Origin of the sequence: Streptomyces sp. NPDC090106 (assembly GCF_044747265.1) — a bacterium.
Taxonomy (GTDB): domain Bacteria; phylum Actinomycetota; class Actinomycetes; order Streptomycetales; family Streptomycetaceae; genus Streptomyces.
The window spans coordinates 496,605-509,979 of the sequence record NZ_JBIVDS010000005.1 but is presented as its reverse complement, the minus strand read 5'-3'; the positions used below and the strand labels follow the sequence as shown (position 1 = coordinate 509,979).

The window sequence follows — 13,375 nt, the reverse complement described above, 5'->3', positions numbered from 1 at the left end:
CCCCGCACTCACGTCGAGCTGCCTGATCTGCTGATCAGAGCTGGCCGCCGACGAAGACCGTGAGGTCGACGAGGCGGTTGGAGTAGCCCCACTCGTTGTCGTACCAGCCGAGGATCTTCACCGTGTTGCCCTCCTGGACCATGGTCAGGGAGGAGTCGAAGGTGCAGGAGGCCGGGTCGCTCACGATGTCGGAGGACACGATCGGGTCCTCGGTGTAGACGAGGACGCCCTTGAGGTCGCCGTCGTCGGCGGCCTTCTTGAACGCGGCGTTGACCTCGTCCTTGGTGACCTCGCGCTGGAGGGTGACGACCAGGTCGGTGGCGGAGCCGGTCGGGACCGGGACGCGCATCGCGATGCCGTCGAGCTTGCCCTTGAGCTGCGGGAGGACCAGGGCGGTGGCCTTCGCGGCACCGGTCGTGGTCGGGATGATGTTCTCGGCGGCGGCGCGGGCGCGGCGCAGGTCCGAGTGCGGGAAGTCCAGGATGCGCTGGTCGTTGGTGTACGCGTGGACCGTCGTCATCAGACCCTTGACGATGCCGAAGTTCTCGTCGAGGACCTTCGCCATGGGCGCCACACAGTTGGTGGTGCAGGAGGCGTTGGAGATGACGTGGTGGTTCGCCGGGTCGTACTTGTCCTGGTTGACGCCCATCACGATGGTGATGTCCTCGTCCTTGGCCGGAGCCGAGATGAGGACCTTCTTGGCGCCGCCCGCGATGTGCTTCTCGGCGTCGGCCTTCTTGGTGAAGATGCCGGTCGACTCGATGACGATGTCGACGCCCAGCTCGCCCCACGGGATGTCGGCGGGGTTGCGCTCGGAGAGCACCTTGATGGTGTGGCCGTCGACCGTGATGGTGTCGGCGGTGTGCGAGACCTCGGCCTTGAGGCGGCCCAGGATCGTGTCGTACTTCAGCAGATGCGCGGTGGTAGCGGTGTCACCCAGGTCGTTGACAGCCACGATCTCGATGTCAGCACCCTGCTCCAGCAGTGCGCGGAAGTAGTTGCGACCGATACGACCGAAGCCGTTGATGCCTACGCGGATCGTCACGAACCGATCTCCTCGTTGGTACGCCGGCCATGCGGTGCCGGCGAGCTCTGTTTGGGATGTCCCCGACCGCCTCTGACCCTACCTCTCCGATGCCGCGTCGGTGACATCGAGATGCCCCATACACGGGCAGGCGGTCCGTACCCGCCAGTAGGGGTACGGACCGCCCGGGCCGAAAGGCCGTGTAGCTCGAAATGACTACGGAGGGTCAGTCAGTGTTGACCAGTGCGTTCACCCGCCGAGTGAGCCGAGGGCCTTTCCGAGCAGGGTCGCGCGGTCGGCCGCCGCGGTGAGGTGTTCCAGGCCGAAGCCCAGCAGGACCGTGTCGTCCGTGGTGACCGCGCCGTATGTCTTGAACAGTTCACCGGCGAGGCCCCAGTCCTTGACCGCGGCCGGGCTGCCCGCGGGCGGTCCGGGCACGGTCCAGGCGCCGAGCGACGTCTCGAAGCCCTCGGTCTCGACGGCCTGGCCGCCGATCACGACGGAGGCGTTGTCGACGAGGACGCCGCGTCCGCCGCTGCCGGGGTCGGTGATGTAGCCGAGGGAGATCTCGACGGTCCTCCCGGCGTAGGCGGAGAGGTCGAAGGAGACCTCCTGCCAGCCTTCGGACGCCCCGGTGAAGCTGTTCCACTGGCCACTGGTGCCGGAGGCCGTGCAGCCGCCGTCACCGAGGGTCAGATACCGCTTGAGCGCGGGGTGCGCGGCGATGAAGTACCCGGCCTCGCACTCCACGGGGACGGCGTTGCTGGTCTTCCCGTTCTGTTCGGGCAGCGTGGTCCAGTCCTCGCCGCCCGCGGTCCGCGCCTCCAGGACGGCGTGGTCGTAGCCCTCCTCGGTGCTCCACAGCATCCGGGTGCGGAACGTGGGCGCCTGCGCGGCGGTCACGTTCGTCAGGTCGATGGTGCGGGTCAGCCGGTTCCAGGCGTAGTCGCTGTGCGTGACGGCGGCCATGGAGGCGCCCTCGTAGGGGCCGTACGGGTTGACGGTGCCGGGGTAGGTGCCCGCGCCCGCGCTCGCGAACTGCGGGAACGTGGCGGCAGGGAGGTTGTCCGAGGTGACGCTGTACGACCCGGCCGCGTCCAGCGGGTTGCCCGGTGCCGCCCCGAGCGCCCCGTCGGCGCCGGTGAGCTTCCCGGTGCCCTGGAAGGCGGTGGCCCCGGGCAGGGTGGTGCGGGTGTAGGCGCCCAGGTAGTACTGACTGAAGTCGTTGGACAGGGTGCCGCCGCCGAGGTCGACGCTGCCGCCGGCCCGTTCGCCCGCCTCGATCAGCTTGCCGCCCTCGTTGAGGAAGGCGCGCAGTTCGAGCTGGGTGGCGTTGCCCGGTACGGCCGCGCCGGTGTAGTGGACGACGGTCCTGAAGTGGTCGAGGACGCCGAGCGCGTCGGGCGCGCCCTGGGTGGCGACGTCCCAGACGATCGCCTTGCGGCCGTTGGCCTTCAGGGCGTCGACGTAGGTCTGCGCCTGGGTGGCCGCCGCGCCCTCCTCGGCCACGACGAGCACGTCCGCGCGCGGGCGTTCGGCGACCGTGTAGGTGAAGTGCGCGCTGGAGACGCGCTTCTTTCCGCGGGCCTCGCCGGTGAACCACACCTCGACCTTGTCGCCGGGACCGGCGCCGGTGACCTTGGCCCGGTACTCGTCGAAGTAGAGGTTGTCCTCACCGCCGTAGGTCTCGCCGCCCTTCCAGGCGCGCAGCGAGGTGTCGTGCGTACGGCCGCCGTTGACGCGGTACTTGAGCTCCTTGTCGCGCACGGACCTGCGGGCGACGACGGAGACCTCCTGGTCGGCGCCGCGCGCGTAGGAGGTGGTGAACGTGGCCGGGGTGAAGTCGGCGGCCGTCAGGCCCAGGGAGGACTTGGGCTGGTCGGGCAGGCCGGCGGACTCGGCGACGGAGAGCGCGAAGGGGATGTTCTTCTCGAACTCCTGCTGGATCAGCTTCTCGTCGTCGGGGAAGTTGAAGACGGACTGGCAGTCGGCCGCGTTCCACTGGTCGTCCGGGTCGAGGTCCGAGGCGGTCTGGCAGGTCGACATCTCGGGGGTGAACATGGCGAGCCCGTTGACGTTCGACGCGTGGCCGTCCGCCTCGCCGTTGGTGGTGTACAGCTCCGAGGAGACCTGCGGGTGGTAGCCGGGGATCGCGGAGTTGTCCGGGGTGCCGGCGAGCGCCTTGTAGAGGACGTCGTCGGGGGTGTCGGTCGCGACCTGCCAGCCGACGCCGTAGAGCAGGAGTTCGGCGGCGGAGTGGTAGTTGATGCCGTAGGTGAAGCCGATCCGCTTCTCGAAGGTGTCGATGGCCTTCGTCTCGGGCTCGGAGCCCGGGCTCGCGCCGCGGTAGGTCTCGCTGGTGGTGTTGGGCGACGAACCCTCGTTGTCGTAGCCCCACTTGTAGGAGAAGTTGCGGTTGAGGTCGACACCGTCACCGATGCGGATGGTGCCGTCGCCGTTGTTGTCGCGCAGGTTCTTGCGCCACAGGCGGGTGTCCTCGCTCTGGAACGTGTAGTCGTAGCCGTCCGGGTTGGCGGAGACGACGAACCACAGCTCGCTGGAGTCGACGATCTTCTTGATCCGCCGGTCGGTGCGGTAGTTGTCCAGGTAGTAGTGCATCAGCCGCCGGGTCATCTCCGGGGTGATCCACTCACGCGCGTGCTGGTTGGACATGTAGAGGACGGAGGGCTTGGCGCCGTCCTTGGACTTCTTCGCGTCCTTGGTCAGTTTGAGCGCGAGGATGTCCTGGCCGCTCACGGTCTTGCCGATCGAGACGACCTTGGTCAGGCCGGGGTTGGCCTGGGCCGTCGCGAGGATCTCCTGCTGGATGCCACCGCTGCCGCTGTAGGGGCGGAAGACGCCCTCGGCGGCCTGCTCCACCCGGTTCTCGGCCTTGGCGGAGAGGGTGTGCTCGGTCAGGTCGACGCCCTGTTTCTCCAGCTTGCCGGCCTGTTCGTCGGTCAGATAGACCTCGACGGTGGCGGTGCCCCTGGCGGGCACCTGTTCGCTCAGCTCGTGGCCGTCCTGCCCGGCCGCCAGCAGCAGGGGTACCTGCGCGCTGGTGACCTCGGCACGGAAGACCTTGATCTCGTTCGGGTCGGGAGAGCCTGCGCCTTCCGCGGCCTGCGCGAGGGGCGCGAGGCCCGCCGCGCCCAGGAGGAGTGCGCCGACAGCGAGGATCGGTCTCGTTCTTCGTCTCATGAGCCCCCCTTGCGTGGTTCGCCACAGCAGCGAACGTATGCCAGGCTCATGACAGTTCATGATCCAGTCAAGGGCGCCACACGGACGTCGAAAAAGCCGGTGCCGCTCACCCGACTGGGCTACGGCACCGGCTTCTTGACGGAGGGTCAGCGACACGCCGGCACAGGGCCGTCGAGGTGCCGACGGGTGGTCAGCCGACCAGGTTGTCGGCCATCTCCTCGGTGATGCTGGACTCCGTGCCCGGGATGCCCAGGTCCTGGGCCCGCTTGTCGGCCATGGCCAGCAGACGGCGGATACGGCCGGCCACGGCGTCCTTGGTGAGCGGCGGGTCGGCGAGCGCGCCCAGCTCCTCCAGGGAGGCCTGCTTGTGCTCCATGCGCAGCCGGCCCGCGGCGGCCAGGTGCTCGGGGACCTCCTCGGCGAGGATCTCCAGCGCGCGCTGCACCCGGGCACCGGCGGCGACGGCCGCGCGGGCCGAGCGGCGCAGGTTGGCGTCGTCGAAGTTGGCGAGACGGTTCGCCGTGGCCCGCACCTCGCGGCGCATCCGGCGCTCCTCCCAGGCCAGCACCGACTCATGGGCGCCGAGCCGGGTGAGCAGCGCGCCGATCGCGTCGCCGTCGCGGACGACCACGCGGTCCACTCCGCGCACCTCGCGGGCCTTGGCGGCGATGGAGAGCCTGCGGGCGGCGCCGACCAGGGCGAGCGCGGCCTCGGGGCCCGGGCAGGTGACCTCCAGGGAGGAGGAGCGGCCGGGCTCGGTCAGCGAGCCGTGGGCGAGGAACGCCCCGCGCCAGGCGGCCTCGGCGTCGCAGGTGGCCCCGGAGACGACCTGCGGGGGCAGGCCGCGGATCGGGCGGCCCCGGCCGTCGACCAGGCCGGTCTGGCGCGCGAGCTGGTCACCGCCGGCGACGACGCGCACGACGTAGCGCGAGCCGCGGCGCAGTCCGCCCGGTGCCATCACGATCAGTTCGGAGCTGTGGCCGAAGATCTCCAGGATGTCCCGCTTGAGCCGGCGCGCCGCCATCGCGGTGTCCAGCTCCGCCTCGATCACGATCCGCCCGCTCACCAGGTGGAGGCCGCCGGCGAACCGCAGAATGGCGGAGACCTCCGCCTTCCTGCAGCAGGTCCGGGTGACGGGGAGCCGGGAGATCTCGTCCTTCACCGCTGCCGTCATCGCCATGGGCCGATCCTTCCATGCATCCGAAAAATACGGTCGTACGCGGCGGCAAGCAGCTCCGGGTCATGCCGGGGAGTCCCGTCCGGCCGGGCCACCGGCGCCAGCTCGACCGCGGCGCCGAGCCGCTTGGCGGCCTCGGTGAGCAAATCGCGATCGGGCACGGCGGCCTCGTCGGCCAGCACCACGTCCAGGGCGAGTTTAGGGGCGTGTCGTCCCAAAACCTCCAAATGACGCTGCGGTGAGAAGCCTTCGGTTTCTCCCGGCTGCGGCGCGAGGTTCAGCGAGAGTACCCGGCGCGCCTTGGTCTCGGTGAGCGCATCCAGCAGTTCGGGCACGAGGAGGTGCGGGATGACCGAGGAGAACCACGACCCGGGGCCGAGCACCACCCAGTCCGCGTCCAGCACGGCGGCGACCGCCTCCGGCACGGCGGGCGGGTCGTGCGGCACCACGTGCACGGACTGCACCTCGCCCGGGGTGAGGGCGACGGTGGCCTGCCCGCGGACGGTGTCCACGTCCTCGGGCCGCTCCGGATCGTGCCCCTTGACCAGGGCCTGGAGCTCCAGGGGCACGGCGGACATGGGCAGCACCCGGCCGTGCGCGCCCAGCAGCTTGCCGACCAGGTCGAGCGCCTGGACGTGGTCGCCGAGCTGCTCCCACAGGGCGACGATCAGCAGATTGCCGACCGCGTGCTCGTGCAGGTCGCCCTTGGACTGGAAGCGGTGCTGGATGACCCGGGCCCAGGTCTGGCCCCAGTCGTCGTCCCCGCACAGGGCGGCCAGTGCCTTGCGCAGATCGCCGGGCGGCAGCACGCCCAGCTCGTCACGGAGCCGGCCACTGGAGCCGCCGTCGTCGGCGACGGTGACGACGGCGGTCAGGTCGCCGGTGATCCGGCGCAGTGCGGCGAGCGAGGCGGACAGTCCCATGCCGCCACCGAGCGCCACCACCTTGGGCTGGGCGCCACGGCGCCGGGGCCTTGCGCCGCGGGTCTCGACGGGCCGTCCGGAGCGCCCTTCGGGCACCACCCGGCGCAGCCTGCCGAGCCGCGGAGAACGTGCGGTCATTCCCGTCCCATGTCCCGGTGTACGACGACGGTCTCCACACCCTGCGAGACCAGGCGGGCGGCGAGCTTCTCGGCGGTGGCCACGGAGCGGTGCTTGCCGCCGGTGCAGCCGACCGCGATGGTCACGTACCGCTTGCCCTCGCGGCGGTAGCCGGCCGCGATGAGCTGGAGCAGCTCGGCGTAGCGGTCGATGAACTCCTTGGCGCCGGGCTGGTTGAAGACGTACGCCGACACCTCCTCGTTCAGGCCGGTGAAGGGGCGCAGCTCCGGGACCCAGTGCGGGTTGGGCAGAAAGCGCATGTCCACGACCAGGTCGGCGTCGACGGGGAGGCCGTACTTGAAGCCGAAGGACATCACCGTGGCCCTTAGCTCGGGCTCCTCCTCGCCCGCGAACTGGGCGTCCATCTTCGCGCGCAGCTCGTGCACGTTGAGGCTGGAGGTGTCGATGACGAGGTCGGCGTCGCCGCGCAGCTCGCGCAGCAGTTCGCGCTCGGCGTCGATGCCGTCGACGATCCGGCCGTCTCCCTGGAGGGGGTGCGGGCGGCGCACGGACTCGAAGCGGCGCACCAGGGCCTCGTCGGAGGACTCCAGGAAGACGATCCGCCGGGTGACGTGCTTGGACTCCAGGTCGGCGAGGGACTCGCGGAGGTTGTCGAAGAAGCGGCGGCCACGGACGTCGACGACGACCGCGATCCGCGCCACGTTGCCCTGGGAGCGGGCGCCGAGCTCCACCATGGTGGGGATCAGCGCGGGCGGCAGGTTGTCGACGACGAACCAGCCGAGGTCCTCCAGACACTTGGCCGCGGTCGAGCGGCCGGCTCCCGACATGCCGGAGATGATCACCAGCTCGGGGATGGCCACGTCGGGGATCCCGGCCGCGTCGCTGGTCGTGCCCGTACTCACCTGTGCTCCTTCTCCGGCTCGGTCCGGTTGCCCGTCCTGCCCGTCGTTCCTGTTCACCTTCATGTCTCCTGCCCCCGTCGGTCGTCCGCGGTGCCCGCCGTCACGGGCTGCCCGCCGGAACCCGTCACGTCGGGTTCCTCTTCCATGATCTCTCCAGTGGCTGTGTTCACCGCGGGTGCGGCGGGTGCCGCCTGGGCGAGGGCCACGGCAATGGTCTCGGCTGTTTTGCGGCCTATACCGGGAACCTCGCAGATCTGGTCGATGGTGGCAGATCGAAGTTTCTTCAACGAGCCGAAATGTTTCAGAAGCGCCTGCTTGCGCGTGTCTCCGAGACCGGGGACGTCGTCCAGGGGGCTCGACCTGAACCGCTTGCCGCGCTTGGCGCGCTGGTAGGTGATCGCGAACCGGTGGGCCTCGTCGCGGACGCGCTGGAGCAGGTAGAGGCCCTCGCTGGTGCGGGGCAGGACGATCGGGTCGTCGTCGTCCGGCACCCACACCTCCTCCAGGCGCTTGGCGAGGCCGCAGACGGCGATGTCGTCGATGCCGAGCTCGTCGAGGGCCTTCCTGGCGGCGGCGACCTGCGGCTGCCCGCCGTCGACGACGACGAGCTGGGGCGGATAGGCGAACTTCCGGGGGCGGCCGTCCTCGTCCTGGAGCTCGTCGGCCCATTCACCGGTGCGTTCCTTGTCGGCGAGGTAGCGCCGGAAGCGGCGGGTGATCACCTCGTGCATGGAGCGGACGTCGTCCTGGCCCTCGAAGCCCTTGATCTGGAAGCGGCGGTACTCGCTCTTGCGCTGGAGGCCGTCCTCGAAGACGACCATGGAGGCCACGACGTCGTCGCCCTGGAGGTGGGAGATGTCGTAGCACTCGATGCGCAGCGGCGCGCTGCCGAGGTCGAGGGCCTCGGCGATCTCCTCCAGGGCACGCGAGCGGGTGGTGAGGTCGGAGGCCCGCTTGGTCTTGTGCAGGGCGAGCGCGTGCTGCGCGTTGCGTTCGACGGTCTCCATGAGGGCCTTCTTGTCGCCGCGCTGCGGGACGCGCAGCGAGACGTTGGACCCGCGGTGGCCCGCCAGCCACTCCTGGAGCGGTTCGACCGGGTCGGGCAGGGCCGGGACGAGGACCTCCTTGGGCACGGCGTCGCCGCGCTCCTCGCCGTAGAGCTGCTGGAGGGCATGTTCGACGAGGGCCGCGGTGGTGACGTCCTCGACCTTGTCGGTGACCCAGCCGCGCTGGCCGCGCACGCGTCCGCCGCGGACGTGGAAGATCTGGACGGCCGCTTCGAGCTCGTCCTCGGCGACGGCGACGAGGTCGGCGTCGGTCGCGTCGGCGAGCACGACGGCGCTCTTCTCCATCGCCTTGCGCAGGGCCTCGATGTCGTCGCGCAGCCGGGCGGCCCGCTCGTACTCCATCTCCTCGGCCGCCTCGGCCATCTGCTTCTCCAGCCGGCGCAGATACGTGCCGGTGCGGCCGGTCATGAAGTCGCAGAACTCGTCGGCGAGTTCGCGGTGCTCCTCGGGCGTGACGCGGCCGACGCAGGGGGCCGAGCACTTGCCGATGTAGCCGAGGAGGCAGGGCCGGCCGGTGCGGGCGGCGTTCTTGAAGACGCCGGCGGAGCAGGTGCGCACGGGGAAGACGCGCAGCAGCAGGTCGACGGTGTCGCGGATCGCCCACGCGTGTCCGTACGGCCCGAAGTAGCGCACGCCCTTCCTCTTCTGACCACGCATCACCTGGACGCGCGGGTACTCCTCGTTCAGGGTCACCGCGAGGTAGGGGTAGCTCTTGTCGTCGCGGTACTTGACGTTGAACCGGGGGTCGTACTCCTTGATCCAGGAGTACTCCAGTTGCAGGGCCTCGACCTCCGTGGACACCACGGTCCACTCCACGGACGCCGCCGTGGTGACCATGGTGCGGGTGCGGGGGTGCAGGTTCGCCAGGTCCTGGAAGTAGTTCGCCAGGCGCTGGCGCAGGCTCTTCGCCTTTCCGACGTAGATCACCCGGCGGTGCTCGTCACGGAACCTGTACACCCCGGGAGAGTCCGGGATCTGCCCCGGCCTGGGGCGGTAGCTGGAGGGGTCGGCCATGTCTCACACCCTACTGGCGCGCACCGACACTCCGGCGGGCCTGTGGACAAGCCCGGAGCCGCCTGTGCATCACCCCTAGCGCGACTCCAGGAAGGTGAGGACCGCCAGGACCCGGCGGTGGGCGTCCGTGTCCTCGGCGAGGTGGAGTTTGCCGAGGATGCTGCGGACGTGTTTCTCGACGGTGCCCTCGGTGACCCACAGGCGGCGGCCTATGCCGGCGTTGGAGCGGCCCTCGGCCATCAGGGCGAGGACCTCCAGTTCACGGGCGCTGAGGTGGGACAGGGGGTCGTCGCGACGCTGGGCCGTGAACAGCTCGTGGACCAGCGAGGGGTCCACGACCGAGCCGCCCCGGCCGACGCGTTCCAGGGCCTCGGTGAACTCGTCGACGACCGTGACCCGGCTCTTGAGCAGATAGCCGATGCCCCGGCCGCTGGCCAGGAGCTCCAGCGCGTCCTCGACCTCGACGAACGCCGACAGGACGAGGATCCCGATCGCCGGATCGCGCCGCCGGATCGCCCGGGCCGCCTTGAGTCCCTCGGTGGAGTGGTCGGGCGGCATCCGTATGTCGACGATCGCCAGGTCGGGGCGGGTCCTGTCGACGAGTTCCAGGAGCCGTACCGCGTCCCCGGCCTGGCCGGCCACCTCGTACCCGGCCCGTTCGCACAGGCTCGCCAGGCCCTCCCGGAGCAGGACGTCGTCGTCGGCGAGGACGACCCGTCCCCGCCGCTGCTGCTGTGGTGCGTCGTCCATGGTCCCGGCTCCCCGTTGCCCGGCCGATGCTGCGCCCAACAGCCTGCCGGAAGGGCGGGATTACGGCTAGCGGGAACCGGGTTTGGGTGCCTGCCCTGACGACAGACGAGCAGACGTGGACGATTCTCGTACCAGTGCGATCGGCGGTGCGCCGCGGATGAGCACGCGACGGCGGCCCGTGCCGCCCCAGGAAGCGGACGCCGGCCTCTGCGTCCGACACGACCGCCCGGTACGCACGCGAACGTCACCGAAGTCCGAGGTCCCCCCGCCCGGACGGCTCCCCCGGCGTGCGCCCCGGGCGGTCACGCGTAGGGGTGCGGGACGTCCAGGGGCAGCACCGCGCGCAGGGTGGTGCCCGCGCCGGGCGGGCTGCTGATGTCGAGTCTGCCGCCGCTCGCCTCGACGCGGTCGATCAGCCCGATCAGCCCGGAGCCGCGGCCCGTGTCGGCGCCGCCGACCCCGTCGTCGGCGATGACCATCTCCAGCCGGCCGTCCCGGATCCGGGCGCCGACCTCGACCACGTGCGCGTGCGCGTGCTTGGCGGCGTTGTTGAGGCACTCGGAGACGACGTAGTACGCGGCCACCTCCAGCCGCTCGGGCAGCCGCCCGCCGGGCAGCTCCAGGTCGAGTTCGACCGGGACGGCGCTGCGGCGGGCCAGGGAGCGCAGGGCCGGGCCCAGGCCGCCCCTGGAGAGGATCGCCGGGTGGATGCCGCGGGCCACCTCCAGCAGGTCCTGGAAGGCGTCGCCGAGCCCCTCGCCGATGTGCGCGATCTGCTCGGCGAGTTCCCGGGGCGGATCCGTGAGCAGGGACTCGGCCAGCTTCAGTTCGAGCTGGAGGGCGACGAGCCGCTGCTGCACCCCGTCGTGCAGATCGCGCTCGATCCGGCGCCGTGAGGCGTCCGAGGCGGCCACCACGCGCGCGCGTGACGCGGTCAGCTGGGCGCGGCTGTCGGTGTTGGCGATGGCGGTGGCGGCGAGTTCGGTGAAGTCGGCCAGCCGCGACTCGGTCCCGGCGGGCAGCTCCTCCAGCACGGACGTCGCGACGACGATGGCCCACAGCCGGTCCTCGACGACGACGGGCACCGCCACGGCGTGGCCGACGTGGGCCGCGCGCCCGGTCCTGGCGACCTCCTCGACCGCCTTGCGGCCGGCGCCCCGGCGGGCCTCGCGGGTGGCCCACTCGACCGCCTCGGGAAGGCCCCGGGAGGTGCCGAGGAGGGTGTCGCCGCCGTCGGGGTCGTGCCGCAGGACGGCCGCCCGGGTGCCCAGCAGGTCACCGACCTCGGTCGCCACCCGCTGGAACACCTCGGCCGCGGGGGCACCCCGGGCCACGAGCGTGGCGACGCGGCGCAGCGCCGCCTGTTCCCGGGTGGTCCTGCGGCTCTCGGTGACGTCACGGGCGGCGGCGTAGAAAAGGCCCACCTCCGGGACGGGCCGGGCGCTCCACTGGAGCCACCGTTCGGTGCCGTCCTCCCGCACGAACCGGTTCTCGAACCCGGCCAGCGCCTCCCCTCGGGCGAGCCGGTCCAGGGCGGTGCGGGTGGCGTCCCGGTCGGCCTCGTGCACGAACTCCAGGTACGGCCGGGCCAGCAGCGTCTCGGCGGGATGTCCGAGGGTGCGTTCGAAGGCGGGGTTGACCCGCTTGAAGTAGCCGTCGAGTCCGCAGATGCAGAGCAGGTCGAGGGAGAGGTTGAAGATGCCCTCCAGGTCGCGTTCGTCCTTCCTGCGCCGCCCCTGGGCCGCGGCGAAGGACGTCATGGCGCCGTTCACGCCGTCGGCGAGCCGGGCCCAGGTCCCGGCGTAGGCGGTGACGTCCGCGCGGTGGTCGGGCCGGTCGGCGTCGATCGCCGCCGTCATGGCCCGTAGCTCCCCCGCCAGCCGCTCGGCGGTCCCCCGCAGCTCCCTGAAGGCGCCGGCGACGTCCCCGAGCTCGTCGCGCCCCCTGTGCCGGATGTCGTACGCCAGGTCGCCGCGCGACACGGCCCGCGCGGCGACCGCGACCTCGCCGAGGGGCCGGACGACGGAGCGGCGCACGGCCAGGGCGAGTGCGGTGAAGGCCGTCAGGACGGTGAGGGAGAGCGTGAGGTCGCGCACCGCGCGGCTCCGCGCGCCGCGCGCGTCGTCCGCGGCGACGTCGGCCAGCCGCCGGGCGGCCCGGTCCTGGAGGTCGCGCAGGGAGTCGACGCGGGCCCCGGAGACGGCGAGCCAGGTGTCGTACGAGGGCCACGTCAGGGTGCTCGGGTCGGCGGCGTCGAGCAGGGCGCGGACCTGGCTCACGGCGCGGCCGGGTGCCCGTGACCGGATGCCGTGGAGCGCGTCGCCGAGTGCGGTGGTGGTGTTCCGGCGGAAGGTGTCCAGCTCGGCGTCCTCCAGCGCGGACCAGCGGCGGGCGGAGGCGGGGAGCGGGCCGGGCCCCTCGTCGAGCAGGACGGCGAGTTCGACGCGTTCGCGTTCGGCGGCCTCGACGGCCCGCAGCAGGGCGAGGTGGGCGTCGGCGGCCCGGCCCGACTCCCGGGTGGGGCGCCCGGATTCGAGCCGGGCGACGGCGTCGAGGAGAGACCGCGTGCTCGTCGAGTACCGCTGTGCCGTCGCGGGCGCGGTCAGTGCGCCGCTCTCCGTCAGGGCCCGCAGCGCACGCAGTCGGCGGCTCACCGCGCGGAGGCCGCCGGTGACGTCCGTGCCGGTCCAGGAGGCGGCACGGTGCTCGGCGCCGGCCAGGGCCTGCCGGGTGGCGCGCTCGGCCTCCTCGCGCTCGGCACGCGTGCGCGTGCCGGGCCGCAGCCGTGCCTCCACGGCGGCGGTCCGCTCCTGTGCGACGGCGTCGGAGACCTCCGTCACGGAGAAGGCCACCTCCGTCGCCGTGCGGAACGCGCGCAGCCGGCCGGCCTCCTCCCAGCGGGCGACCGCGCCGAACGCGATGAACGTCAGCAGGCAGGTCACCGGCAGCAGCACGAGGAGGGTCAGCTTGCGGCCCACGCTCAGGCGGCGCACGGCAGGACCTCGGCGCCCGGTGCGGGGAGAGGGGCGGCGGCCGGCGACGGCGAACGACGGCCGGGGCACCGGGGGCACGGGGCACGACGGCTGCGGCCGGTGCCGGTTTCCCTGAGCCATGCCCTCATCGCGCACCCCCACTCGACCGGACGTCCGCGGCTCCCCAGGGCAGTCCACATGCTACCG

General features: G+C 71.7%; 8 protein-coding genes. All 8 read right to left on the bottom strand.

Annotated features, from left to right (window positions below; all coding sequences use genetic code 11):
* Positions 1-34: 34 nt before the first annotated feature.
* On the bottom strand, positions 35-1,045 hold the full coding sequence (gap, locus tag ACIPSE_RS19325) for a type I glyceraldehyde-3-phosphate dehydrogenase (protein WP_401664150.1): 1,011 nt from the start codon (positions 1,043-1,045) through the stop codon (positions 35-37).
* Between the two features lie 228 nt (positions 1,046-1,273).
* On the bottom strand, positions 1,274-4,225 hold the full coding sequence (locus ACIPSE_RS19320) for a M14 family zinc carboxypeptidase (RefSeq protein ID WP_401664148.1): 2,952 nt from the start codon (positions 4,223-4,225) through the stop codon (positions 1,274-1,276).
* 190 nt (positions 4,226-4,415) lie between these two features.
* The gene (whiA, locus tag ACIPSE_RS19315) at positions 4,416-5,405 is read right to left on the bottom strand and encodes a DNA-binding protein WhiA (RefSeq protein ID WP_401664145.1); all 990 of its coding nucleotides are present in this window, start codon (positions 5,403-5,405) and stop codon (positions 4,416-4,418) included.
* A complete protein-coding gene (gene yvcK, locus ACIPSE_RS19310; RefSeq protein WP_401664142.1) occupies positions 5,396-6,463 on the bottom strand; it encodes a uridine diphosphate-N-acetylglucosamine-binding protein YvcK in 1,068 nt (355 codons plus the stop codon). Before yvcK ends, whiA begins: the two co-directional genes overlap by 10 nt.
* Positions 6,460-7,428, bottom strand: a complete 969-nt coding sequence (gene rapZ / locus ACIPSE_RS19305) for an RNase adapter RapZ (RefSeq protein ID WP_401664139.1) — start codon at positions 7,426-7,428, stop codon at positions 6,460-6,462. The genes yvcK and rapZ overlap by 4 nt, the downstream gene beginning before the upstream one ends.
* Positions 7,425-9,446 carry an excinuclease ABC subunit UvrC gene (uvrC, locus tag ACIPSE_RS19300; RefSeq protein WP_401664136.1) on the bottom strand — a complete coding sequence of 674 codons (2,022 nt, stop codon included), beginning with the start codon at positions 9,444-9,446 and terminating at the stop codon, positions 7,425-7,427. Before uvrC ends, rapZ begins: the two co-directional genes overlap by 4 nt.
* Positions 9,447-9,521: 75 nt before the next feature.
* Positions 9,522-10,196: a response regulator gene (locus ACIPSE_RS19295; protein ID WP_401664133.1), complete on the bottom strand. Its 675-nt coding sequence runs from the start codon at positions 10,194-10,196 to the stop codon at positions 9,522-9,524.
* Between the two features lie 302 nt (positions 10,197-10,498).
* A complete protein-coding gene (locus tag ACIPSE_RS19290; protein WP_401664131.1) occupies positions 10,499-13,189 on the bottom strand; it encodes a PAS domain S-box protein in 2,691 nt (896 codons plus the stop codon).
* Positions 13,190-13,375 lie beyond the last annotated feature (186 nt).